Origin of the sequence: Mesorhizobium yinganensis, from assembly GCF_040081985.1 — a bacterium.
GTDB classification, from domain to species: domain Bacteria; phylum Pseudomonadota; class Alphaproteobacteria; order Rhizobiales; family Rhizobiaceae; genus Kumtagia; species Kumtagia yinganensis.
In genome coordinates this window covers 669,403-693,600 of the sequence record NZ_JBEBMH010000002.1, presented here as the reverse complement: position 1 = coordinate 693,600, position 24,198 = coordinate 669,403, and the positions used below count along the sequence as shown (strand labels likewise).

General features: G+C 63.8%; 26 protein-coding genes. 6 read left to right on the top strand and 20 right to left on the bottom strand.

The window, feature by feature from the left end:
- Nucleotides 1-7: 7 nt before the first annotated feature.
- The 3 genes from ABMA59_RS07045 to folP all read left to right on the top strand — a co-directional run bounded on the left by ABMA59_RS07045 (nt 8) and on the right by folP (nt 2,390).
- Complete coding sequence (locus tag ABMA59_RS07045; protein ID WP_349004598.1) at nt 8-148, top strand: hypothetical protein; 141 nt, start codon at nt 8-10, stop codon at nt 146-148.
- 60 nt (nt 149-208) lie between these two features.
- The gene (locus ABMA59_RS07040) at nt 209-1,255 is read left to right on the top strand and encodes a Gfo/Idh/MocA family protein (RefSeq protein ID WP_349004597.1); all 1,047 of its coding nucleotides are present in this window, start codon (nt 209-211) and stop codon (nt 1,253-1,255) included.
- 301 nt (nt 1,256-1,556) lie between these two features.
- Entirely contained in the window at nt 1,557-2,390 is an 834-nt protein-coding gene (folP, locus tag ABMA59_RS07035) for a dihydropteroate synthase (protein WP_349004596.1), read from the top strand.
- A 180-nt stretch (nt 2,391-2,570) separates the two neighbouring features.
- On the opposite strand, the gene ABMA59_RS07030 is transcribed toward folP, so the two are convergent.
- Nucleotides 2,571-2,897, bottom strand: a complete 327-nt coding sequence (locus ABMA59_RS07030; protein ID WP_349004595.1) for a hypothetical protein — start codon at nt 2,895-2,897, stop codon at nt 2,571-2,573.
- A 442-nt stretch (nt 2,898-3,339) separates the two neighbouring features.
- Here ABMA59_RS07030 and ABMA59_RS07025 point away from each other — a divergent pair, with 442 nt between their 5' ends.
- Nucleotides 3,340-4,959 (top strand): DUF1254 domain-containing protein, encoded by a 1,620-nt coding sequence (locus ABMA59_RS07025; protein WP_425475868.1) that lies wholly within the window; start codon nt 3,340-3,342, stop codon nt 4,957-4,959.
- Between the two features lie 123 nt (nt 4,960-5,082).
- Here ABMA59_RS07025 and ABMA59_RS07020 read toward each other — a convergent pair whose 3' ends face one another.
- The 9 genes from ABMA59_RS07020 to ABMA59_RS06980 all read right to left on the bottom strand — a co-directional run bounded on the left by ABMA59_RS07020 (nt 5,083) and on the right by ABMA59_RS06980 (nt 14,412).
- Entirely contained in the window at nt 5,083-6,180 is a 1,098-nt protein-coding gene (locus ABMA59_RS07020; RefSeq protein ID WP_349004593.1) for an AraC family transcriptional regulator, read from the bottom strand.
- Between the two features lie 134 nt (nt 6,181-6,314).
- Nucleotides 6,315-7,442, bottom strand: coding sequence for a pyrroloquinoline quinone biosynthesis protein PqqE (pqqE, locus tag ABMA59_RS07015; protein WP_349004592.1), 1,128 nt, complete (start codon nt 7,440-7,442; stop codon nt 6,315-6,317).
- Nucleotides 7,439-7,747 carry a pyrroloquinoline quinone biosynthesis peptide chaperone PqqD gene (gene pqqD / locus ABMA59_RS07010; RefSeq protein WP_349004591.1) on the bottom strand — a complete coding sequence of 103 codons (309 nt, stop codon included), beginning with the start codon at nt 7,745-7,747 and terminating at the stop codon, nt 7,439-7,441. The genes pqqE and pqqD overlap by 4 nt, the downstream gene beginning before the upstream one ends.
- A gap of 160 nt (nt 7,748-7,907) precedes the next feature.
- Nucleotides 7,908-8,675 carry a pyrroloquinoline-quinone synthase PqqC gene (gene pqqC, locus ABMA59_RS07005; protein ID WP_349004655.1) on the bottom strand — a complete coding sequence of 256 codons (768 nt, stop codon included), beginning with the start codon at nt 8,673-8,675 and terminating at the stop codon, nt 7,908-7,910.
- 346 nt (nt 8,676-9,021) lie between these two features.
- Nucleotides 9,022-9,957: a pyrroloquinoline quinone biosynthesis protein PqqB gene (pqqB, locus tag ABMA59_RS07000; RefSeq protein ID WP_349004590.1), complete on the bottom strand. Its 936-nt coding sequence runs from the start codon at nt 9,955-9,957 to the stop codon at nt 9,022-9,024.
- Nucleotides 9,958-10,346: 389 nt separating this feature from the next.
- On the bottom strand, nt 10,347-10,922 hold the full coding sequence (locus ABMA59_RS06995) for a PQQ-dependent catabolism-associated CXXCW motif protein (protein WP_349004589.1): 576 nt from the start codon (nt 10,920-10,922) through the stop codon (nt 10,347-10,349).
- A gap of 19 nt (nt 10,923-10,941) precedes the next feature.
- A complete protein-coding gene (locus tag ABMA59_RS06990; protein WP_349004588.1) occupies nt 10,942-11,799 on the bottom strand; it encodes a substrate-binding domain-containing protein in 858 nt (285 codons plus the stop codon).
- 1 nt (nt 11,800) lies between these two features.
- Nucleotides 11,801-12,331, bottom strand: a complete 531-nt coding sequence (locus ABMA59_RS06985; RefSeq protein ID WP_349004587.1) for a c-type cytochrome, methanol metabolism-related — start codon at nt 12,329-12,331, stop codon at nt 11,801-11,803.
- Nucleotides 12,332-12,510: 179 nt separating this feature from the next.
- On the bottom strand, nt 12,511-14,412 hold the full coding sequence (locus ABMA59_RS06980; RefSeq protein ID WP_349004586.1) for a methanol/ethanol family PQQ-dependent dehydrogenase: 1,902 nt from the start codon (nt 14,410-14,412) through the stop codon (nt 12,511-12,513).
- Nucleotides 14,413-15,124: 712 nt separating this feature from the next.
- Between ABMA59_RS06980 and ABMA59_RS06975 the strand changes: the two genes are divergently transcribed.
- Nucleotides 15,125-15,472 carry a hypothetical protein gene (locus ABMA59_RS06975; RefSeq protein ID WP_349004585.1) on the top strand — a complete coding sequence of 116 codons (348 nt, stop codon included), beginning with the start codon at nt 15,125-15,127 and terminating at the stop codon, nt 15,470-15,472.
- A 64-nt stretch (nt 15,473-15,536) separates the two neighbouring features.
- Here ABMA59_RS06975 and ABMA59_RS06970 read toward each other — a convergent pair whose 3' ends face one another.
- From ABMA59_RS06970 to ABMA59_RS06945, 6 genes are all read right to left on the bottom strand, one after another.
- Entirely contained in the window at nt 15,537-16,391 is an 855-nt protein-coding gene (locus tag ABMA59_RS06970) for a quinoprotein dehydrogenase-associated SoxYZ-like carrier (protein ID WP_349004584.1), read from the bottom strand.
- Between the two features lie 115 nt (nt 16,392-16,506).
- Nucleotides 16,507-17,475: a quinoprotein relay system zinc metallohydrolase 2 gene (locus ABMA59_RS06965; protein ID WP_349004583.1), complete on the bottom strand. Its 969-nt coding sequence runs from the start codon at nt 17,473-17,475 to the stop codon at nt 16,507-16,509.
- On the bottom strand, nt 17,475-18,248 hold the full coding sequence (locus ABMA59_RS06960; protein WP_349004582.1) for an ABC transporter ATP-binding protein: 774 nt from the start codon (nt 18,246-18,248) through the stop codon (nt 17,475-17,477). Before ABMA59_RS06960 ends, ABMA59_RS06965 begins: the two co-directional genes overlap by 1 nt.
- A 4-nt stretch (nt 18,249-18,252) precedes the next feature.
- The gene (locus tag ABMA59_RS06955; protein WP_349004581.1) at nt 18,253-19,059 is read right to left on the bottom strand and encodes an ABC transporter permease; all 807 of its coding nucleotides are present in this window, start codon (nt 19,057-19,059) and stop codon (nt 18,253-18,255) included.
- Nucleotides 19,056-20,048, bottom strand: coding sequence for an ABC transporter substrate-binding protein (locus tag ABMA59_RS06950; RefSeq protein ID WP_349004580.1), 993 nt, complete (start codon nt 20,046-20,048; stop codon nt 19,056-19,058). The genes ABMA59_RS06955 and ABMA59_RS06950 overlap by 4 nt, the downstream gene beginning before the upstream one ends.
- 40 nt (nt 20,049-20,088) lie before the next feature.
- The gene (locus tag ABMA59_RS06945) at nt 20,089-20,298 is read right to left on the bottom strand and encodes a hypothetical protein (protein WP_349004579.1); all 210 of its coding nucleotides are present in this window, start codon (nt 20,296-20,298) and stop codon (nt 20,089-20,091) included.
- Nucleotides 20,299-20,598: 300 nt separating this feature from the next.
- Here ABMA59_RS06945 and ABMA59_RS06940 point away from each other — a divergent pair, with 300 nt between their 5' ends.
- Complete coding sequence (locus tag ABMA59_RS06940; protein ID WP_349004578.1) at nt 20,599-20,976, top strand: c-type cytochrome; 378 nt, start codon at nt 20,599-20,601, stop codon at nt 20,974-20,976.
- Nucleotides 20,977-21,007: 31 nt separating this feature from the next.
- Here the strand turns inward: ABMA59_RS06940 and gph are convergent, their stop codons facing one another.
- The 4 genes from gph to ABMA59_RS06920 form a co-directional block, all read right to left on the bottom strand.
- On the bottom strand, nt 21,008-21,709 hold the full coding sequence (gph, locus tag ABMA59_RS06935; protein WP_349004577.1) for a phosphoglycolate phosphatase: 702 nt from the start codon (nt 21,707-21,709) through the stop codon (nt 21,008-21,010).
- A 59-nt stretch (nt 21,710-21,768) separates the two neighbouring features.
- Nucleotides 21,769-22,449: a ribulose-phosphate 3-epimerase gene (rpe, locus tag ABMA59_RS06930; RefSeq protein WP_349004576.1), complete on the bottom strand. Its 681-nt coding sequence runs from the start codon at nt 22,447-22,449 to the stop codon at nt 21,769-21,771.
- Nucleotides 22,446-23,399: a CbbX protein gene (cbbX, locus tag ABMA59_RS06925; protein ID WP_349004575.1), complete on the bottom strand. Its 954-nt coding sequence runs from the start codon at nt 23,397-23,399 to the stop codon at nt 22,446-22,448. The genes rpe and cbbX overlap by 4 nt, the downstream gene beginning before the upstream one ends.
- 224 nt (nt 23,400-23,623) lie before the next feature.
- Nucleotides 23,624-24,043, bottom strand: a complete 420-nt coding sequence (locus ABMA59_RS06920) for a ribulose bisphosphate carboxylase small subunit (protein WP_349004574.1) — start codon at nt 24,041-24,043, stop codon at nt 23,624-23,626.
- Between the last annotated feature and the right edge of the window lie 155 nt (nt 24,044-24,198).

Sequence of the window (24,198 nt, the reverse complement as noted above, 5' to 3'; positions counted from 1 at the left end):
GCCTTCCGTGATCGAGACGGTTTCCCACCCGGCGCGTCCAGACCGGAAAAACCGCCTGCGGCACAATGGCATCGAAGCCGCTGTCGGTAAAGTTTCCAAAGACCTCCAGCGCGGCGGCGCCCGGATGGAGGCATTGTCGTTGACTTGATGCGCGCAAAACGGGAACGTGGCACAGCCTAAAAATTTCGAACACGGGAGGGGGAGAAAGATGGCAAGCACCATTCGCGTCGGTGTCGTCGGTTGCGGCTTCTATGCGCAGAACCATTTGAATTCATGGCATGAATTGCGCCGGGAAGGTGCTGATCTGACCGCCGTCTGCGACGTCGATCCGGCCAAGGCCGAAGCGGCTGGCGGAAATTTCGGCGTCCCGCATTACACCGACGCGGCGAAGATGCTGGACGCGGAAAAGCTCGACGTGGTCGACATCGTCACCCGCCACGAAACGCACCGGCCGCTGGCGGAACTGGCGATCGGCAAGGGTGTCGCGGCCATCGTCCAAAAGCCGTTTGCGACAACCTGGGACGACTGTGTTGCGATCGTCGATGCCGCGGACAAGGCTGGTATCTGGTTGGCCGTGCACGAGAATTTCCGTTTCCAGACTCCCATGCGGCATGTCAAAAGGGTGATCGACAGCGGCGCCATCGGCCGGCCGACCTGGGCGCGCATCAATTTTCGCACCGGCTACGACATCTACAAGACGCAGCCCTATTTCTATAATGAGGAGCGCCTGGCGATTGCCGATGTCGGCATCCATGTGATTGATCTCGCACGCTTTTTCCTGGGCGAGGTGGCACATATCTCCTGCGAGACGCAGCGCCGCAACCCGAAGGTGAGGGCGGAAGAAACCGCCACCATGATGCTGCGGCATGAGAGCGATGCCGTCAGCGTGGTCGAATGCACCTACGGGGCGCGCAAATTGCCGGACCCTTTCCCCGAAACCCTGCTCGAGATCGAGGGCGAAACGGGCGCCATCGTCGTCGGCATCGGGCTCAGAATGTCGGTCACCAGCAATGGCCAAGTGTCTGAAGAATCAATCGGTTCTCCGCTGCGCTCATGGACCAGCGAGCCCTGGCATGCGAGCCAGGAAGGCGCCTTCAACGCCTGCCAGCATTTTCTCGACTGCCTGAAGCGCGGGGTGCCAGCGGACACGTCGGGAGAGGACAATCTGAAGACCTTCGCCCTGGTCGATGCGGCCTACAAGGCGGCCGAGGAAAAGCGCGCGGTCGAGCCGGAGAACTGGCGGCGCAAGGCTTGAGGGACGGCGTGCGCGAGACGGTCTCCCTGCGGCGGCATGGAAAACGCTGAACGATCAAAGGCTTAGACGTCCTCGGCAAAGCCGGCGCGGCGCCTCGCCAACCTGCGGCAAGTTCGGAAGATCGTTGTTTATCAAAGGTTTGGATGGAAAATAGCCTTCGGATTTCCGGTGTGCGCTGACGCGACCCCCTCGCGGACTTGCCGGAGCCACTGGAATCCGGCGACTATGGCTGACATGCCGTTCCGCCAGACTGCCGTTTCGGCGTTTGCCGGGACGGCCGAACTCTCGACGGGAATATTTGATGAGACGCTGGCAGCTTGCCCACGGAAGGCACCTCGACCTCGGGGACAAATCGATCCTGATGGGCATCCTTAATGTGACGCCGGACAGTTTTTCCGACGGGGGCGAATTCGACCGTCCCGAGCAGGCGATCGCCAAGGCGAAAAAAATGATGGAGGAGGGCGCGGCCATCATCGACGTCGGCGGCGAGTCGACCAGGCCGAACGCCACGCCGGTGTCGCCGCAAGAGGAGCAAAAACGCATTCTTCCGGTCATCGAGGCGCTGGCGGGCGAGGGGTTTCTGATCTCGGTCGACACCTACAGGGCCGAGACGGCGCGGCTGGCGGTGGCGGCCGGCGCCCACATCGTCAACGACGTGCACGGGCTGCAGCGCGAGCCGGACATCGCCAAGGTTGCAGCCGACACCGGGGCAGGGCTGGTCATCATGCATACCGGCCGCGACCGCGAAAAGCTGCCTGATGTCATCGAGGACCAGTTTTTCTTCCTCAGACGCTCGCTGGAGATCGCGGCGGCGGCGGGCATTCGGGACGACCGCATCGTGCTCGATCCCGGCTTCGGCTTCGCCAAGGATTATGAGGAAAACCTTCAGGTGATGGCGCGGTTCGGTGAGTTGAAAACGCTGGGCTTTCCGCTGCTGGTCGGCACCTCGCGCAAACGCATGATCCGCCACGTGGCTGGCGCCGACCGGCTGGCGCAGGACACCGGCACCGTCGCCACCAGCGTCATCTTGCGCATGAAGGGCGCACTGATCTTTCGGGTGCACAATGTGCCGATGAACCGCGACGCGCTGGCCTTCGCGGATGCGATGGTGGAGAGGGCTGCCTTTCACCCGTAGAGGCGATGTCTCGGGTCGGGATATCCCGACCCTGGTGGATGGAGATCAGCGGCAACCCCGTGGTCTTCGAAGACGAGTGCAGCGTCTCCAAAGCCGCCTTGATATTCCCTCAGTCTGGCCGGCAGTCATGCGGCGGCGATAGATGGCGAAAATGCCGCCAAAGATTCGCCGCCCGACTTGTCAATCCGAAGGGGCGCCGATTATTCCGAGATAGGCTCCGTTCTCTTCGAAGCGGCAGTCGAAGCCGGCGTCGCGGTCGTCGTCCTCGCTATCCACCGTGCCCAACACCAGAAGCTTTCCTTCACGTCGAATTGGCGGATCGGTCGAAATGTCCTCGGGTTGCGCCTCAAATTTCGCCGCTACCGCCTTCTGACAAAAGATAGTCATCTCGCCTTCGGGAACTATGGTTCCAAGCGCGGGTTCTTCGGCGGCGTTGCCGCTCCGAGCCATGACACAGCCAACGATCGCAAGCGTCAGCAGTATGCCCTTCGAGTGAAATGTCATCATCGTAGATCGCTCCTTGTCAAGACATGTCTCAAGCTTGCAATTGCTTTGCGAAGTCGGCGAGGGGACATTGCTCGCCTGACGTTACTTGATAGTGATCTTACGCTGGGGAAGCCATAGTGCTATTGTCCTTAGGTGAAGCTCGCCTTGAAATTTGAGATATCCTATCCCCTCGCTCGCTGCACCAGTTCCTTCTCCTCGCCACCGCTCCGATCCGGCGATTTACCAAGCTGCTCATCGCACCGGCTGGGCGGCTAGCTTGCTCGATGGGCGCCGCCAGGGGCATCGAGCGCAGGCCATGAAGGATATGGCTGGCGGCTACCGGGCGTTCGATGTCGGGGGGGAACATAGGTTGGGTTGGCGCAAAATGGATGGTTTCCGATCCGGACCTTGGGTAAGGATGGGTTGAGGGGCCGCACGGCCTGATTGCGGCAAAGGTGAGACCATGAGACGCTGCTTGAAGTTGACCACGCTGATCGCCGCTTTTGCCCTGCCTTCGGTAGTTGCCGTCGCGCAGGTGGCGCCGGAGACCGTCCAGTCTCTGGGCGCGCCAGACTCGGTGCGGACGCGCTTCGTCGGCTCGCTGGAGTTCAAGGACGGTGCGCCGACCGACGAAACCGCCCGCAAGATCTACGATACGCTCGATTTCACCCGCGCCCTCGACGTTTACAACAACAGCTTCCGGGGCGCATCGGCGCTGGCGATCGTCAAGGGCTTCGAGGGCATCGGCGCCAAGCCCGGCGATGTCGCGATCTTCTCCGAACTGATGGATGCGAACTCGCTGTTTCTGACGGCGAATGCCGACACGGTCTACTACCTGACCGCGCTCGATCTGAGCAAGGGACCGGTGGTCGTCGAACAGCCGTCGGACGCCGTCGGCACGATCAACGACATGTGGTTCTCCTGGATCATCGATATCGGCGCCCCGGGTCCGGACCGCGGCCTCGGCGGCAAGTACCTGATCGTGGGACCCGGCTATGACGGCCCGCTGCCCGAAGGCGGCTATTTCGTCGCGCATTCGAAGACAAACCTCGCCCTCTATGCCGCGCGGGCCTATCTCGTCGACAACGACCCCAAGCCGGCCGTGGAGAACGTCAAGCGCAACCTCAAGATCTATCCCTATCGTCCGGGCTCCTACGGGACGAGCATCGCACAGGCGCTCGATGGCACGGTGCGCATCGAAGGCGAACCGAAGATTCCAGAGACGAAATTCATGGAAGTCAGCGGGCAGTCGTTCAACACGATCCCGCCGAGCGATTACGGCTTCTTTGAACTGATCAACGAGAACGTGCAGAACGAGCCGGCCACGAGCTACGACATCGAGCTCGCCGGACAGTTGGCGGCCATCGGCATCGCGCATGGCAAGACGTTCGCGCCCGACCAGCGGATGAAGGATATCCTGTCGGAGGCTGCCATGGTCGGCCAGGCATCCGGCCGTGCGCTGAACTGGCGCTACGCGCTGAAACATCCGGATTGGGCTTACTACGAAGGCTCGCAATGGGGCAGCATGCTCTGGGAAGGCGGAGCGTTCTTCGAGACCCCGCCGCCGGTCTTCGAGAAAGGCATGTTCAAGCCGCTGCCGCCGACCGGCGCACGCACGCTCGATTCCCGCACGGCCTTCTATTACGGCTATACGCTGGACTCGCCCGGCATGATCATGCGCATTCCGGACGTGGGTTCGCAGTATCTCATGGGGTTCCTCGATGCCGAGGGAACGCCCTTCGACGGCGCCAAGACCTATAAGGTGACCTTGCCCAAGGATATTCCCGCCAGGGCGTTCTGGTCCTTCACGCTCTACGACAACCAGACCCGCTCCATGCTGCAGACGCCGCAGAAATACCCGCGCGCCGGCAGCCAGAGCTATCCCTCGCCGGCCGCCGAGACCGCGGCCGACGGCACGACGACGGTCTATTTCGGTCCGAAGCAGCCGGAAGGTGTCGCCCGCGGCAACTGGATTCAAACCGATCCCAACAAGGGCTGGTTCACGATCCTGCGCCTCTACAGCCCGCTGCCGTCGTTCTTCGACAAGACCTGGCGGCCAAGCGAGATCGAAGCGGTGAAATAGCCACGCCAGGCATGCGGAGATCGCGAGCGGGCGTGTTGGTGCGGCCTGCCCAGGCATTGCGGTGCCTGGGGCAGGACATAGGACTACGGCGGCCAGCGAGGGCCAGTCGCCGCTGCCGCTCGGTCAGGAACCCGGTCGGGTTGGTCGCCTCGTGCGAAATTCGCGTGGTCCAAGACCGGTCACCTTTCGGAAGGCCCGCGCAAATCCGGAGGGCGACGAGTAGCCCAGGTCTTGCGAAATGGTCGTGATCGACACGCTCATGTCTTGCAAAAGTTCGGTCGCGCGCTGAACTCTCACGACACCGGCGAGGCTGCGAAAATCTGTGCCCGCGTGATGAAGCTCGCGTTGCAATGTCCGCACGCTCGTGTCCAGAGATCGCGCGGCATCGTCGATCGAAACGGTGCCCATGAAAAGCTGGATACGGATCTGCTCGATCGCCACATCGAGCAGGCTTTGTGGGGCTCCGCCCACGCGGTCCCGCGCGACATCCTCGATGGTCACGATCGAGCGCGCCGGGCGCTTCGATACCGCCATCATGCAGTGCCGTTCAACGACGATGGCCACCGCGGGCGCGTTGAAAAGCACGGGGCATTGGAACACGTCTTCAAAACGCGCGCTTTGGCATGGCGCGGCCATGTCAAGCTCGACGCGGAGCGGCCGCCAGGTGTTGGGCAGATATGCCTTGAACAGGCTGAGCAGCACGCCGGCGGCCGCGATCGCGACGGCCCCATATCCCTTGGAACCAGCCAGGGCGAACGCATAGGTGTACCGGACTTCGTCGCCAAGATTTGCGGACGACAACCGGTCGCCGGTGCTATGATAATCCAGTGCGCCGATGCTGCGCCGGACGGCCTGGCCGAGGGTGTCGGCGCCAAACACGTAGCGTCCGAAACTGCCGTAACCTCCGAGGTTCATGGCGGGCGCGATGATAAGCCCGAGATCGGGCTCGCCAGCCTCTTTTGCCGCCGCTTCGAGAAAGTCGATCACCGACCGTTGAGGAATGAAGCAATGTCGCGCCTCAAGCAGTTCGACGTCGAAGCCCGCCGCGCGATTTGCGCGCTGCAGGGCCTTTTCCCCGATCCCGTCGCGGATGAATGTGGGCAGGCCTTGCAGGACGTGGCTGGAGATTACAGGAACTGCCACCATTTTCGACGGCGCTCCCGAACGCGGCCTTGGCGCAAAACGAGGGATTTCAGTATCGACTGCCGCCAAGCGGCGCAAGCGGCGTCCGTGAGCGCATCTCGTGCGACACGCGGCGAAGGACTTTGACTGCCGCTATCCTTGCACGCCGGGCGAACTGGACGGAGTCTGACCACGACGAAGCCCGGTCGACTGAAATAAGGCTTCAGGCAGGCTCACTCCACCAGTTCCCTCCGCCGCGCCGCCGCGCCGATGCGGCGGTAGACGAAAGGTTCGTCGCGCCTTACGCGCGCGCTCGCCTGTGCTTCTCCGATCAGACGGGCCATGCGGGCGTGCAGGGGTGATTTCGCGCAGGCGGGGTCTGTGGCGGCGGCGTCGCCGGCAATCGCCATGGCCTGGCAGCGGCAGCCGCCCCAGTCGATCTCGCGCCGCTCGCAGCTCTTGCAGGGGTTTTGCATCCAGTCGGTGCCGCGAAAGGAGTTGAAGGCGGGCGAATCGCGCCAGATTTCGGCGAGCGTGCGCTCGCCGAATTTTTCGAAGGTGAGATGCGGGATCGAGGCGGCGGCATGGCAGGGCAGCACGGTGCCGTCGGGGGCCACCATGAAGGCGTCGCGCGCCCAGCCGCCCATGCAGGGTTTCGGGTAGGTGGCGAAATAGTCGGGCGTGACCAAGTCGATGTTGAGGATGCCGATGAGTTTTTCGCGCGCTTCCTCGACGATTTCGGCCTGGCGGTCGACCGCCGCGCGGTCGGGCATCAGCGTGTCGCGGTTGACCAGCGCCCAGCCCGAATATTGCACGTTGGCGATCTCCAGCCGCTCGGCGCCCAGCGACAGCGCCAGCTCGATGAAGGCCGGCACCTCCTCGATGTTGTGGCGGTGGATCGGCGCGTTGACGGTGAGCGGCAGGCCGGCGGCGCGCGCCCGACGCGCTGTCTCCAGCTTCTTCTCATGGCTGCCGGCATGGTTGGATACGAGTTCGGTGGTGGCGGGTTTTGCGCCCTGGAAGCTGAGCTGGAGATGGTCGAGACCGGCCTCGGCCAGCGCCTCGATGCGGCCCTCGGCGATGCCGACGCCGGCGGTGATCAGGTTGGTGTAGACGCCGCGCGCGGCAAGGCCGGCGACCAACTGCTCGAGGTCGCGGCGCAATGTCGGTTCGCCGCCGGAGAGGTGGACCTGCAAAACGCCGAGATCGGCGGCCTGGCGGAACAGGTAGAGCCAGGTTTCGGTATCGAGCTCGCGATTTGCTTTGAGGAGCTCGGTCGGATTGGAGCAATAGGGGCATTGCAGCGGGCAGCGGTGGGTGAGTTCCGCCAGCATGCCGATGGGGGGCAGGAGCTCGGTCATAGCTTCACCAGAAGTTTGTCGGACCATTCCTGGAGGAAATTTATGACGTCGGCCGAGACGTCGGTTTCCGGAGCGTCGTATTCGGCGGCGAGGCCGGCGACGATCTGCGCGACCGTGGTGCGGCCGTCGCAGCGGCGCAGGATGTCGAGGCTGATATCGTTCGGCCAGAACACTTTTTCGGGCGAAAGCACCGCGTCGGCCTGGCGAACCGGGTCGTACTGTATGCGCACGTGGCGGGGCAGGGCAGGGATGGAGTGGAGCGAGACGAGAGCACGTCCGCGCGGGGAGGGCTGTTGGGGGATCATGGGAGGGGGCTCCCGTTTATGGTGGCATGCCCCCTCCACCGCCTTCGGAGGTCCCCCTCGCCCGTAAACGGGGGAGGATCAACCGGCACCGGCGGTTCCTCCCCTGCGAAGCGGTGGAGGGGGACCGCCGAAGGCGGTGGAGGGGGCGTGTGTCTCTCTATCACGTCCCATCCTCCCTGTACGCTCCCGGCGGGATGTGGCCGGCGCCGCCATAGGCGTGTTCCAGCGCGTCGAGCATGGCCCACAATATATCACATTTGAACACCAGCGCGTCGATCACGCTTTGCTGACGCTCCGGCGTGTCGGCGTGGCTGACGACATAGGCCAGCGCGAAGTCGGAATCGCGCGACGCCTGTTCGGGGCGTTTCTTGAAATAGGCGAGCGTGTCGTCCGTGATGTAGTCGTATTTCGCCAGCATCGCCGGCACGCGCTCGCCGATGATGACGGGGGAAAACAGTTCCGTCAGCGACGAGGCGACGGCCTCAAGCAGCGTGCGGTTGGCGCAGAAGGAGAGATAGGCGCCGACGGCGAAACGCGTGGCCGGCAGAGCCAAGCGCTCGCTTTTGACGGCGTCGGCGTCGAGGCCCAGCGAGGTGGCGAGATAGAGCCAGCGGGCGATGCCGCCGCTCCAGCCGTCGTCGCCGTCATGGTCCTCGATGCGCTTGCGCCATTCGGCGCGGAAGGCGGGGTCCTCGGCGCGGGCAAGAATTGTGGCGTCCTTGCGCGGGATCACAGCCTGGTAGCAGTAGCGGTTGAGCGCCCAGGCCCGCATCTCCAGTTTCGACAAGGCTCCGGAGGTCATCTTGTGATGGAAGGGGTGGCGGTTGTGGTAGCGCTCGGCGCCAACCTGGCGAAGAACCGTTTCGAGTTGGGCTGGTGTGAGGCCGTCCGTGGCGGCGTCGTGGAAGCTGCGGGGCGCGATGGTCATGACGTTCATGTGGACCTCCGCGCGCGACTCGGCAGGCGCACGTGCCGGGGACGGTTTGCTTTTTTCGGCCCGCGCCAGATCTGAACCGCTACCGCCTTTCGGCCGAAAGAAAGTAATACCCGGTCCACTCGGAAACCCGAAAACCGTTCGCGCGTGGCCGATGCTCGAAGGGTAGCCGCAGGGGACAGTCTACTTTCTTTCGGCAGAAAGGCCGCAGCAGTCCAGAAGTCGCGCGGGCCGAAAAAAGTAAACTGTCCCCTGCACTTGTGCCTGTTCGGCCGCATATCTCCCAGGCCGTTTTCGGGTTTCCGAGTGGACCGGGTAAAACTGTCCCCTCCGCCGATACTCACAGCACGATCTCCATGCCGTCGTGGGCGACGCCCCATCCCGCGGCGCGGAGCGCGGCGCGCTCGGGCGAATGGTCGTCGAGCGCCGGGTTGGTGTTGTTAATGTGGACGAAGACGCGCCGCCCGATCTTCAGCCCGGAAAGCGCGGCGACCGAACCATGTTCGCCCCACATGGCGAGATGGCCCATACGCTGCCCGGTTTTCTTGCCGACGCCCGCGGCGATCATCTCGTCATCGGTGAAGACGGTACCGTCGAACAGCAGGCAGGCAGCGCCGTCCAGGCGGATGCGCAGGCGCTCGTCGATGCGGGCGCAGCCGGGGATGTAGAAGGCGGACGGACCGGGGCCGTTCGAAACGCGCACGCCGATCGTGTCGCCGTCCTGCGAGCCGAAATCCGCGTCGGGACGGCTGATGTCCTCCAGGTAAAGCGCGATCTTCCCGGGGACCGAAAAGCTCTCGACGTTCACGCCCGTCTCCCGGTTCTGGGCGTCGCGGATGGGGACGGTCTCGTCGGGCGGCAGCAGCCGGCGCGGCACGATCTTCGGATCGAGCACGTTGAAGACGGAATTGGCGGCGAGCACGTCAAGCACCCGCCGGCTGGCGTAGATTGCGAACGGCTCGCGCTCGCGCAGGCTGAGCAGGCCGGCGACATGATCGACATCGGCGTTGGTAAGCACCACCGCACGGATCGGGGTCGAGCGCAGAGGCGCTTCCGGCGCGGGCTGAAGCTCCGGCGTGGCGGCGATCTGCTGGCGGACGTCGGGGGAGGCGTTGAACAACACCCAGCCGTTGCCGTCCGCCGAGGCGGCAAGGCTGGACTGGGTGCGGGGGACAAAACCCTGTTCTCCCGCGCGCGCGGCCCGGCTCAGACGAAAATTGCAGTTCCATTGCGGAAACCCGCCGCCTGCCGCCGATCCGACGATCTTCAGGCGCATGGCCGAAATCCATTCTCAGCTTGTGAACCGGCCAAAAACTCACGCCCCGCGAAAATATCGCGAGTTCATTCCTTGAACCAGTAATGCGGTAGTGGACGGCGCGTGGCCCTGCCGACAGGGCCACGCGCCGCAGCGGCTTATTTCTTGGGAGCGATCTCGGCAGGCAGATACCGCGAGATTTCCATGCCGGCGGCTACCTGGCACATTGTGGGCTTCTTCCAGCTTTTCTTCATGCGTTCCTCCTGTTGTTCCGGCCCAAGGGCCGGACCTCGCCATACTTGCCGCCGCGAGGCACCGTTACGCGGCGACCCGTCCATCAGTCGAAAATGGACAAACGAATAATTACGTGAGTGCAACTACGAAAACATACAAATGTGGCGTGTTTCAGTCTACTTTAGTTCCTTGATCTCATAGGGCCTGTTTTCCTCCAGCGGCAGGTTTGCGCCCTCCCATCCGTCCGAACCGGACGGATACCAGAGCACCGAAGCGTATCCCCATTCCACCGCCCGCTTCGCTGCGTTCCAGGACATCCAGCAATCGGTCATGCAATAGAACAGGATGGGCTTCGACTTGTCCGAGCCGGCATTCGCCTCGATTCCAGAGCGGAAATAGGCGGCCGTCTCCGCGTTGATCGCGCCGTAACCGACATTGGCCAGCCAGATGCTGCCCGGTATGTCGCGCCTGACCTTGTCCCGCCAGATCGTGCCTTTCGGAAGATTGGCCGGCTTGGGCGCGTTCGGCATGACGTCGAAGAACACCGCCTTCTTTTCCCGCCACAGCGTCTCGGCCTCTTCGGTCGTCACGACCTTGGCCCCTCGCAGCGTTTCCGGCACGGGCCCGCGATAGTCCTCCATCCGGTAGCCGGCAGGCTCCGGAACGCCGTCCGCATGGGATGGAGCGGCCCAGCCGAGGAGGCCGGCCGCCACGATCAGAAACGCCTCCTTTCTCCATCCTTCGCTCCTCATGCCGATCGGTCCGCCGCGTCTATTGCGTGATCGGTTTGTCCTGTTCGTCGATCAAAGGCACACCGTAGCCGAGCAACAGGGTGTTGATCTCCGCCTGGTTGTCCTTGATCAGCCGGTTTAACGTGCGTTTCCATTCCTGATCGGAGGGGCGCACGCCCATGGTGATGCGGTAGGCCATGCGCGAGCCGGCCTTGTCCTTGATCAGCGGCACCACGGCGATATCGGGATTGGACCTAGCGTAATAGCCGCCCATCGGACCCCACACCACAGCGGCATCGATCTCGCCGGACATAATGTCCTTGATCATCAGTTCGGCCGGCGAGTCGGTAAACCGGGTGTCGACCATCAGCCCGTACACCTTGGCCTTCTTCATGAGATGGGCCTTGGCCATGTTGGAGGCGGGCGGCGTGCTCTGCACCACGCCGACACGCTTGTCGGCAAGTTTCGGGTCCTCGAGCGTTTCGACGCCCTCGAGGCCGCTGCCCTTCTTGAACATCAGGACGTAGGCCGAGCGGTAGTAGGCGTTGGTGTTCTGCACCTGCTCGTCGCCCTGGGCGTAACCCATGATGATGTCGCAGCGGTTGGCGCGCAGCGTGTTGCGCACAAAACCCATCACCATCGGGAACCATGTGTAGGAGACGGATTTGCGGCCGGTCTTGGCGGCGACCAATTCGGCGAGCTTGTTCTCGAAACCCTGGCCGCTCTGGTCGGTGAAGGGCATGTTGGATGGATCGGCGCAGACGCGCAGCACATCGGGATCGACCAGTTCGCCGGCGGCGCCCACGCCCGCGCTTTGAGCGAACGCTGAACCCGGCACGGCCATCGCTGCGCTGAGCGCGAGCGATGCGATGAGCTTGGTGGCGCCGCGGAATGTCATTTCATCCACCCATGCAGGATGCTTCCGCATCCTTGGCCGCCTGCGGCTTGTCGGCCTTCTTGGCCGGCCGGCCGCGCGGCAGGTCGCCCACGGCGCGTGCGCGCAGGTAGATGTAGAGATCGTCCATGTAGCAATAAACGTTCTTGTTTTCACCGAAGGCCGGCATGACGTTTTCCTTGCCGCCGCCGACGTTCTTGCGGCCCTCCGCGACGATCGACAGGAATGTGCCGTAATCCATGACCTTGATGGATTCGACGAGGGCGGGGGCGTAGGTAGAGCCGACGCCGTCCGGCCCATGGCAGACGTGACAGTCGGAATTGAAGCGCCGGTAGCCGCTGAAGGTGTACCAGTCGACCGTGCCGTCGTCCTGGATCTTGAACGTCGGATTGCCGTTGGCGTCCGTATACTTGCCGCCGTCGTCGCCGACCGCCGCTGCCTTCTCCTTGGTATCGGGTTCGCTGGTGCTCTGCGCGAAGGCATGGCCGGCGACGGGCAACAGGAGACAGGCGAAGAGCGCGGCACGAAACTTCATTACGAACCTCTGAGTTGGTTTCGCCACGGACACAGCTTGGCTGTCGGAGTGCGGCGGTGACAGGTGCGTTGTGGTTGGCGAAATCGAGAGCCCGACCCATGGTCGTATCGAGCCGGGCTCTCGTTTCTCTGGCCTCAACCTTTACAAGGTGCAGGCGTGGTCATGGTTCCCGCCGAAGATCAGTCCGGGAGACCGAAGACGGTGAGCTGGCCGCCCAGCGTCGTGTATTCGGCGAGACCGGCGTAGCCGCCGACCGCACCCAGACCTGCGGTGCCGACCGATGCGGCCTCGTCGCCCTGCTCGCGGCCCTGGTCGACCGCGCCATGCCATGCGGCGGCGTTCTCGGGAGCGAGCAGACCGCCCGCAAGACCGATGCCTGCCCAGCCGCCGACACCCGACAGAATGGCGATGTACTGCTTGCCGCCATGTTCGTAGGTGTTGACGTTGCCGATGATGCCGGACGGAGTCTTGAACTTGTAGAGTTCCTTGCCGTCCTTATCGACCGCCTTGATGTAGCCTTCCAGCGTTCCGTAGAAGACGACATCGCCATCGGTCGCCAGAGCGCCTGACCACACCGAGAACAACTCGGGTTTCGACCAGACGATCTCACCCTTGGCCGCGTCCCAGGCAATGAAATTGCCCATGCCGCCATGGCTGTTCGGCGCCGGATACATGGCCACGGTTGCGCCGACATAGGGCTGGCCGGCCGTGTAGCTCACCTTGTACGGCTCGTAGTCCATGCAGACGTGGTTGGTCGGCACGTAGAACAGGCCGGTCTTCGGCGAATAGGTGGCCGGCTGCTGGTCCTTGGTGCCGAGTGCCGCCGGGCAGACGCCGGTGGTGTTCACGTCCTCGCCGTTCTGCTGGGTCGAGTATTTCGCGACGACCTGCGGGCGGCCATACTGGTCGCTGTTCTTGTCCATCACGACTTCGGTCGCCCAGTTCACGGCCGGATCGTATTTCTTGGCGACGAGCAGTTCGCCGGAGTTGCGGTCCATGGTGTAGGCGAAGCCGTTGCGGTCGAAGTGGACCAGAACGTCGTGCTTGGCGCCGTTCACTTCCATGCCGTCGACGAGGATCATCTCGTTGATGCCGTCATAGTCCCACTCGTCGTGCGGGGTCATCTGGTAGACCCACTTGGCGACACCGGTGTCCGCATCGCGGGCGAAGATGGTCATCGACCACTTGTTGTCGCCAGGACGCTGCACCGGATTCCAGGTCGACGGGTTGCCGGAGCCGTAGAACACCAGGTTCGACTTCGGATCGTAGGCATACCAGCCCCAGGTGGCGCCGCCGCCGGTCTTCCACTGCTCGCCTTCCCATGTGCCGGTGCCGGAGTCCTTTCCGACCGGCTTGCCGAGGCTGGTGGTCTTCTCGGGATCGAGAAGCGTATCGGCGTCCGGGCCCATCGAATAGCCGCGCCACACCTGCTTGCCGTCGGCCAGATTGTAGGCCGCGACCCAGCCGCGCACGCCGAACTCGCCGCCGGAGATGCCGACGATGACCTTGTCCTTGATCACGATCGGAGCATGGGTCGAGGATTCGCCCTTGCCGCCGTCGGTCTGGTCGCCGTTCTTGATCGACCACACGACCTTGCCGGTCTTGGCGTCGAGCGCCGTCAGCATCGTGTCGGCTTGGTTCAGGATGATCTTGCCGTCGCCATAGGCCACGCCGCGGTTGACGGTGTCGCAGCACATGATCGGGATGACGTTCGGATCCTGCTTGGGTTCATATTTCCAGAGGATCTTGCCGTCGTTGTTGAGGTCCAGTGCATAGACGATGTTGGGGAACGGTGTATGGACATACATGACGTCGCCGATCACCAGCGGCCCACCCTCATGGCCGCGCAGGACGCCGGTTGAGAACGTCCACTTGACCTGCAGATTCTTGACGTTGTCCTTGTTGATCTGGTTCAGCTTCGAGTAACGCGTATTGGCATAATCGCCTGTCGGCATCGCCCAGTTCTTGGGGTCAGAGGCAAGCTTCTGCAAGTCGTCGTTCGCCCACGCGCCAAAGGCCGAAGCGCTGCAAATCAGCGCCGCGGTCAATGGAACGAGGGTGGCTTTCTTAAGTACACGCATCGAAAATCCTCCCGGGGTTCACATGCAGGAATCGGTTGTCTTGCCACAAGGGCTCGCCCAAGCGATTCAAGTAGTGGGAAGTATTTCCGGCAGCGTGTCACGACCTAAGCCAATGAACAGAGGGCACCGTTACTGCCCATCCGCTTGGCCTACGAAAGACGGTCACCGCTCCCTATGACGGTGACGCCCTTTGAAGCCGGAAACACGAAAAACCTATGTCATTTGGATGAGGCAGGCAAGCAAAAAGCCCCCTGTTGGTGTTGCACTGCAATATCGGTGATTGTGCAGCGCAATATATGTCGAATAAAATCTAAAATTGTTTCGTTGTACTCTATCTCCACTGATGATGAGCTCCGGAGCGTATAACGCAAGTCCGAAACAGGTCTGGCTGCTGTATCTTGAACACTATCAAGGGACGGGTGGGCCTCCCGATTTCTTGGTGTTGCCTGGAAGCGTGGAGGATCACCGCGACGATGATTTGGACTGTATCGGGAAAGGCTCCGCAAGGACGTGTTCAACAGAGGCTGGCGCGCCAGCGCCGGCAGGAAAATTGGAAGCTGCGCCATTCCTCCTTTGGTCCTATAGCCTTTCGTCCTATCTGCCCCACATCATTGCCGCGGCGTTCCAGCGGCGAGCGGAAGCCGCTTCGCCGTAGCGATCCGCCCCGTCCCGCCCGGCGGCACGCCACGCAGTCCAAAGTGGAGGAATTTTCATGCGCTGGCCAGCAAAGCCCCTGTCGCTCTGCCTCGCGGCGAGTGTCCTTTGGTGCGTTCCCGCGGGCGCCGCAGGCGACTATCCGACCACCGCGCTTGCCGACTATGTGCTGGGCTGCATGCAGTCCAACGGCCAGACGCGCGATTCGCTGGAGCGCTGCTCCTGCTCGATCGACGTGATCGCCTCGATCATGCCCTACGCGGATTACGAGCGGGCGGAGACTTTTCGGCGCATGGCCCAGTTGAACGGCGAGGCCGGCGGGCTTTTCCGCGAGAGCGCGCCGGCCAAGGCGGCGGGCTCGGAACTGCGCCGGGCGCAGGCGGAGGCGGATGTGAGGTGTTTTTAACCGGCGCTCGTGCCGGATAGCTTTCTAGCCGTTCATCCGGTCGTCCTGAACTGGCCGATCGCGGTCAAAGGCCAGCCGCTTCCAGCGGCCACTCGTCCTTAAAAACCTTGCCGTCGGTGTCGACCGCCTCGACGCGGATATCGCCGGTTCCTTTGACGTCGAAGTCGAAGCGGAAGTTGGGATCCTCGGAGATCGAGATGCCGCCCTCCATCGACAGGATCGGCCGATCCTCCTGCGAGATCGACAGTTTCTGGACGAAATGGGCCGGAATGAAATATTGCGTCAGCGGGTCGCGCTGCAGTCCCGAATTGTTGGGGTGGCGGATCATCAGTTGCAGTTCCTCGGCCTTCGACATGGCTTCTTCAGCCGGGAACTGGCGCAGCTTCATCTGTCCCATCGAGGCCAGCGCCTCCTTGGAATTCTTCACCGCGGGCGCCGAACAGCCGCCGGAAGCCTTCACGAAAGTCTGCGCCATGTGTAGTTCGCCGCCGCCGGTCTCGGCGATGGCGCGGATCCACGAATAGTCGTTGACGCGCACGCGGGTCGACAGATGCGTGACGCCGGCATCCTTGCCGAAAGTGAAGGTCGCCGCCACGGGCGCGGGGTTGACGTCGATGATCATGGTGACGGCCTTCACGCCTTCGGGCGCCTTCGCTGGATCGATATAGATGTCGACCGGCACGAGGGCGGCGTCCTGCGCGCGCTTCGGCGCCTCGATGCGCACCAGGCCGGTGTCGGCCAATATGGCGCGGTCGCCGAACACGTCGCCCTTCAGGCCCGACCAGATTTTGTCGGAGGAGGCCATGGTCTGCTGGGCGGATGCCTTGCCGGAAAGGCCGGCCATTGCCAGAATGATCGCCGCGAGCAAAGAAAGCCATCGGAACCCGGAACGCCGGTCCGCGAGAAGTTGAAAGCGCATCTCATGCCTCCACCGGGAGAAAGGTGGTGCCCAGGCCGGTTTGAATAATAGGCCTCGGCGGCGGGATTGGCAAATCAGGGGAACGAGAGAGGGAGAGAGAAGCCAGGAGGTTCTTCTACTCCCACTCCAGTTCCGCATAGGCTGCTGTGGCGTTGCGGCCGTTGTAGTCGTCGAACAGCGCCCAGTTGCCACGCTCCGAGAGTCCGGCCGTCTCGACGGCCTCGGCCAGCGGCACGCCGTTTTTGATCGCCTTGCGCAGATCGGTCGCCAAAGCCTCGAAATAACGGCGCTCGGCGTCCAGCGCCTGCGGCCACGCCGACGGCACCGGCCCGTGGCCCGGCACCACGGTTTTGGCGCCGATGGTGGCGAGCGTATCGAGCTGCCGCATCCAGCCGAGCAGCGAGCCGTCGAGCGTCGGCAGGTGGCCGAGAAAGACGAGGTCGCCGGCAAACAGCGTGCCGGTGCTGACGTCGAGCACGGTGAGGTCGTTATCGGTATGCGCGGCCCCCCAGGCGCACAATTCGAGCGTGCGGCCGCCGAGGTCAAGCTCCAGCCGGTCCTGCACCAGCAGCGTCGGCGGGATGATCTCGATGCCTTGCATCAGTTTTTCGCCAAGCTGCTCGCGAAAACTGTGCAGGTAGAAGGCGCCGCGCGCTTCCAGCGCCGCCGGCAGGTTCTGGTGGCCGACCACGGTCGCGCCCGTCCTGCGGAAGGCGGCGTTGCCGAAAATATGGTCGGGATGCATGTGGGTGTTGATCAGGTAGCGGATCGGCTTTTGGGTGACGCCCTCGACCGCCTTGAGCAGCGCCTCGCCCTCGACAAGGCTGCCACCGCTGTCGATGACGGCTGTCGCCTCTGCGCCGACTACCACGCCGAGATTGGCGATTGCCCCGCGGTTTTCCGGCGTGGTCAGTTCGTTGACGCCCTGTGTCGCGAAGACGCCGTCGCCGAGCTCGACCAGCGCCAGGTCGCCGCTGGCCGCGCGTGCGCCAAGGCAGCAGGGCGGCAGCATCGCGCCTGCGGCGAGGCAGGCGAAGCCGCCCAGCAATTTGCGGCGGAGCGGATCGATGCGGGCGGCGAGCATCAGGCGCGCCCCGGAAACTTTTCGTAGAACGACCGCACGAGGTCGGTCATCACCGTCGGATTGCGAAAATTGCGCGGCAGGCGCACGTCGAAATAGCCTAGGACATGCGCCGGGCGCTGCGACAGGACGATGATGCGATCCGACAGCGTCAGCGCCTCGCGCAGATTGTGGGTCACCATCAGCGCCGTCGTCGGCCGTTCCGACCAGACGGAGAGCAGCAGGTGGCGCAGCCGCTCGGCGGTCGGCTCGTCGAGCGACACGAAGGGCTCGTCGAGGAACAAGATGTCCGGCTCCGTGGCGAAGGCGCGCGCAAGCGCGGCGCGGCGCGCCAGCCCGAGCGACAGTTCGCTCGGAAACAGCTTTCGCATTGCCGACAGGCCGAGCGTGTCGAACAGCGGCGTGAGATCCTTGCCGCGCAGCGGCTTCGGCAGGGCGAGACGCACATTGTCCCCGACGCTGCGCCAGGGCAACAGCGTCGGCTCCTGGAACACGGCCGCGATGCGGCCGCCCTCCGGCAGGCGGATAGAGCCGGAAAAGTCGCGGTCGAGCCCGAGCAGGATGCGCAAGGTCGTGGTCTTGCCGCAGCCGGAGGGGCCGAGCAGGCAGGCGAACTCGCCGGCGCGAACCTCGAAGGACAGATCTTTCAGGGCCGGCAGCGCGACGCCGTCCGTCGACACAAAGGTCTTGTCGGCGATGTCGACGGTGAGCGACGGTTTTGCCGCGGCTTGCGCATCGCCTCCTGTCTCGTCGTCTTCGCGGCTGAAATTCAACATCGTGCTACGCCGGCCGCCTGCGCCAGCGGGTGGCGTGGCGCTCGAAGGGCTGCACCAGCAAAAGTTCGATCAGGAGCATGACCGCCACGAAGGCCAGCGTATAAGCGAGGATGGCGGCGACGTCGAAGAGCTGGAAATAGAGGTAGATCTGGAAGCCGACGCCGTTGGAGCGGCCGAGCAGTTCCACGACCAGCACGATCTTCCAGATCAGCGCGATGCCGGAGCGTGACGCGGCGGCGATATAGGGCTGCAGCTGCGGCAGCAGGATGTGGCGCACTCGCTCAAGCGGGCTGAACCGGTAGACCGACGCCATTTCGGCATAACGCGGGTCGAGCGCCCGCGTGCCTTCGCGCAAGGTGACGATGACGTTGGGGATCTTGTTGACCGCCACCGCGCCGATTGCCGCCACCTCGTTCAACCCGAACCAGATATAGGCGAGCACGATGACGACCAGCGCCGGCACGTTGAGGAACAGGATGACCCACGGGTTGAAGAACCGGTCGGCGCGGCGGTGACTGCCGAGCAGGATGCCAATGACGGTGCCGACGACCATTGCGACGATGAAGGCGGCGGCGACACGCAGCAGCGTCATGCCGAGATGGAAAGGCAGCTCGCCGTTGATCGTGTCGTGGACGAACACCTGCCAGACGGCCGAAGGCGGGGGGAAGGCGCGGCTTGGCCAGAGTGTCGCGGCGAGTGCCCACAGCAGGCCGAGTCCGATCAACGAGACGGCGACCGTCAAGGCCGGCGTGAGCGCCGACCCTACGCCCGCCGCTGGTTTTCCGCCGCCGCCGGCCTGTGCAATCGTCATTTCACAAGGCCCGTCCAATAGGTGCCGGGCGCCATCTCGGTCGCCTTGCCGACCAGCTTTTCGCCGCCGATCTGTGCCAGAACGGCATAAAGCCTGGCGGCGTCCGCCATCTCGTCGGCAACAGGCCGAGTGGGAATGCCCTGCCGGTAGCGGTCGCGCAAGACTTCCAGTTCCTTGCCCTCGGCACGCATGACGGGCGCCAGCCGCAGCCACTCCTCGTCGGACGTGGCCATCAGTTTTTTCGCGTCAGCCGACGCCTTCAAGAAGCCGCGCACCGTATCGCCGTTGTTCGCGGCAAACTGGTCATGGAAGATGTAGCCGAGCGCGGAGACCGGCCCGGACGCGCCGAGCGCCAGCGCCGCGTCGTTGGCGCCGATCAGGCGGCGAAATCCGTTTGCCTCCAGCCGGGCGCAGAAATGCCAGAAATTCAGCACGGCATCGAGTTCGCCCTGCATCGCCTTCTCCGCCAGCAGCGGCGGCGCGCCATAGGCGACCTCGCAGGCGGTCGCGAGGTCGATGCCGTGGTCGCGGCTGGCAAGCGCCCGGATCAGCAGCCAGCTCTTGTCCAGCGGCCCGCCGGCGACGCCGAGTTTCTTGCCCTTGAGGTCGGCAAGGGTTTTGATCGGCGAATCCTGCCTCACCATGATCGCGCCGACGGCGGTCGAGTAGGGCGCCAGCGTCAGGTCGGTGCCTTCCGAGCGCAGCCGCGACACCCATAGCCAGTCCGATACGATCACGTCGATCGCGCCGCCGAGAATGGCGACGTTGGTGGCGTCCTCGCCGGCGAAGGGCAGGACGTCGAGCTTGACGCCGTTGGCGGCGTCGAAGCCGTGATACTTGATGGTATCGAGTTCCCAGCTCACGGTGCCGAACTTCAGCACGCCGACGCGGATTTTCGGGGCGGCGAGGGCCTTTTGCGCGGGCATGGCGGCGAGCGCGGCAATGCCGAGACCGGCCAGATGCAGGACTTTGCGGCGGGACAGGTTCATCGCGTTTGATCCTGCGCGATGGCAGGCAACGGACGGCGCCTCATATTTCCTTGCCCCTTTCGGGGAAGACGCATTTCCAGCGCACCACCTTGAGTTTCGGATGGCCTTCGGACCATTTAGCGATCTCGGGCGGGGCGAGAAACGTACACTGTATGAGGCCGCCGCGGCGCTCGAAATAAAGATGCTCGTCGTGGCAGGTGTCCGGATTGGTTACCAGGCAGACCGTGAGAATGAGATCGACAAGATCCATAGAGGCACCTCCCACCGCGTTCCCGCTGATATCGTCGGGCTGTCGACTCCGCCGGTCGGAGCTGTCAGCCGGACACCGCTTCCCGTAGGTGCCCGAACGGGAAGTTTTGAAAAGCTACGCGTTCGACGGTAGGGCGTCAACAAAGACGAGGGATCGGAGGGCGCTCATCCCATCACCTTTCCATCAGTCGGCGTGAAGGAACCGGCATACTGGACCTTTGTACGGTTGACATATGGCGGGCCGCATCTAGCTTCGGCGGCGGTCACTCAGGGCACTTTGAGGATCAACGAGGAAATGCCTATGCGCTTCACCCAAGTTTTGATCGCCGGCTCCCTGCTGGCTCTGGCAACGGGCCAGTCGTCCGCGCAGGACGCCGCCGCCGGGGAAAAAGTCTTCGCCAAATGCAAGGCCTGCCATGTCGCCGACACCGACCAGAACAAGGTCGGGCCGACGCTGAAGGGGCTGATCGGCCGCACCGCCGGCACGCATGAGGGTTTCAAATATTCGCCGACCATGATCGCGGCGGGGAAGGGCGGCCTGGTCTGGGACGAGGCCCATCTGGCTGACTACCTGACCAATCCGCGCGAGAAGGTGAAGGGCACCAAGATGGCCTTTGCCGGTCTCAAGAATCCCGACGACATCGCGAATGTGATTGCCTATTTGAAGCAGTTTCCATAGTGGCGCGGCGGCATCCGGCCGCCGCCAAGTCTCACGCCGCCGTCGGAAGCCGCTGCAGCGCCGCTGGCAGATCATGCAGCGTGTCGCAGACGAGGTCGGCACCGAGCTCCTCGACCGGCGTTTCCGTATAGCCGCCTCGGATCAGCGCCACCGGCATGCCGGCGGCGCGGGCGGATTTGACGTCCGAGATGCTGTCGCCGACCATCAGCGCGTCGGCAGGCGCGACGCCCAGTTTTTCCAGCGCGAAGAACAGCATGTCCGGCGCCGGCTTCGGGTTGGTCACCGCGTCGCCGCCGACCAGTGCGCCGAGCCGCTCCAGCAGGCCGAAATACAACAGGATTGTGCGTGCCGCCACCTGCGGCTTGTTGGTGGCGACCGCCATCGGGATGCGGTTGCCGTGGAAATGCGCGATTGCCTCGCGCGCGCCGGGCAGCAGCCGGGTCAGGCCGGTGAGATGGCGCAGATAGATCGGCCTCATGTCGCGATGCGCCTGCTCGAGCGCGGCGGGCGTGAGCGATGTGCCGGAGGCGGCAAAGGCGCGCTCCACCAGCTTGCGCACCCCGCCGCCGATCATCTTCGTCACCTGCGGCACCGCCAGCGGCGGGAGATTCGAGCCGGCGAGCAGTTCATTGACGGCGGCCGTTATGTCCGGCGCGGAATCGATCAGCGTGCCGTCGAGGTCGAACAGGATGGCTTTTGGCATCCGTACCGGCTTCGGCGTGCTGGCGTCCATGAATCGTCTCCTTAAAACCGTCACGCTCGTCGTTGAATCTAAAGAAATTTCCGGAAAGATTATGCGGCCTTGCTCAAGACCCCGTCAGCCGCTGCGCGGATGGCTTCGATATTGGCACGGTAGGCCGCTTCGGTTCCGCCCTTGAAGACAGCCGAGCCGGCGACCAGCACGTCGGCGCCGGCCTTGGCCACCAGCGGCGCGGTGTCGGGCGCGATGCCGCCGTCGACCTCGATGTGGATCGGCCGGCGGCCGATCAGCGCCTTGACCTTGGCGATCTTGCCGAGCATTTCGGAGATGAACGCCTGGCCGCCAAAACCGGGATTGACGGTCATCACCAGGATCAGGTCGAGCTGGTCGAGCACATTCTCGATCGCTGCAACCGGCGTCGCTGGATTGAGCGAGACGCCGGCCTTCTTGCCGAGATGCTTTACCGTCTGCAGCGAGCGGTGGAGATGCGGGCCGGCCTCTGCATGCACGGTGATGACGTCGGCGCCGGCTTCCGCGAAGGCGGCGATATAGGGATCGGCAGGCGAAATCATCAGATGGCAGTCGAACACCTTGTCGGTGCGGTCGCGGATGGCCTTCACCACGGGCGGGCCGAAGGTGATGTTGGGCACGAAATGGCCGTCCATCACGTCGAGATGCACCCAGTCGGCGCCGGCGCGAACCACCGTCTCGACCTCGTCGCCGAGGCGGGAGAAATCGGCTGACAGGATGGATGGAGCGATGATTGTCTTCATTGGTCGCCTTTCCCAAGGCCGGCTGCCTTGTTGCCGGGCATGGTGAACACCCGGCTTGCCAAAATATCCTCCGCCGAGATCGTCGACAACGCCTCGGCGTCGAGCGGCCCGTTGGCCGTTTCGAACAGTCGGTTTGCCTGCCTCAGCCGTGCCCGGTCAAGAGCGTTGCGGATCGAGCGTGCATTGGCGAAATGCGGCTGCGTCCGGCGTTTTGCGATGTAGCCGACCATCGCATCGGCGGCGGGCCTGTCGAGATGGTAGTTCTGGTGGCCCAGCATGGTCTCGGCGATACGGAACAATTCGTCGTCGGTATAGTCCGGAAAGTCGATATGGTGCGCAATGCGCGAGCGAAAACCCGGATTGCTTTCAAAGAAGCGGTCCATGCGCTGTGCGTAGCCGGCAAGGATGACGACGAGGTCGTCGCGCTGGTTTTCCATCACCTGCAGCAGGATCTCGATCGCCTCCTGGCCGTAGTCGCGCTCGTTTTCCGGCCGGTAGAGGTAGTACGCCTCGTCGATGAACAGCACGCCGCCCATCGCCTTTTTCAGGATCTCCTTCGTCTTCGGCGCGGTGTGGCCGATATACTGGCCGACGAGGTCGTCGCGCGTCACCGAGACGAGGTGGCCCTTGCGGATATAGCCCAGCCGGTGCAGCAGGTCGGCCATGCGCATGGCGACCGTGGTCTTGCCGGTGCCGGGATTGCCGGTGAACGACATATGCAGCGTCGGCGTCTCGTGGGCGAGCCCCATGCGTTTTCGCGCGCGCTCGACCAGCAGCAGGGCGGCGGTCTCGCGGATGCGTTTTTTCACCGGCGCAAGCCCGATCAGGTCGCGGTCGAGTTCGGCGAGCACATCCTTGACGCCGGAGGATTCGAATTCTTCGCGCAGGTCGATCGCGGTGGGGACGGGCTTGACCGGCTTCTCGGCTTCGATGGTAACAGACTGCGACATGGTTGCCTCACGGCCTCATTTATCATTTCGGTTGGAGGCCTGGCGCCCTCGCACCCCCCTCTGTCCTGCCGGACATCTCCCACTCAAGGGGGAGATTGGCCTTCCGCTTTGGTTTCGCTAACCGCCAGCGTTGCAGGACGAGCGGCAGCGGTGAAGCTGCCAATCTCCCCCCTTGAGGGGGAGATGTCCGGCAGGACAGAGGGGGGTGCGAAGGGCGAATACGTTCACCCGTACCTGTTCCCCGCTGGCCGGTCTGCCGCGTAAGGCGTGGTGGTGTAGTGCACCAGCCTCCCGGCGCCTTCCTGCCGCGACAGGCGGAAGCCGGGTTCGTCGACCGGGCGGTTGACTATGAAGGAGAGTTTCACCGACTCCCAGCCATGGCTGGCGTCGAAGGCGACGACGCGGATGTAGCGGTCGCCATAGACTTTCCGGCATTCCCGCAGTTCCAGCATGAGGGCGGCGGCGTCCGGATTGTCGAACATGGGATGGCCCCACATGTCCCAATAGGTGTTGCGCGGGTGGGGATCGTCGGTGAATTCGAGGCTGACGGCCCATTGATTGTCGATGCAGTACTGGACCTGCGAGCGGATCTGGTCGTCGGTCAGGTCGGGCAGGAACGAAAAGGCTCCCTGGGTGATGCGCATGGTGGTTGCTCCTGGTTGCGCCGTCTACCCTCCCCCTTGCGGGGAGGGTCGGCGAATGAACGGAGCGAAGCGGAGGTCATGGAGCCGGGGATGGGTCGGTGCGGGCGGCCTCAACGTTGCTAGGAACGTCGAGCACTGCCGCGATAACCCCACCC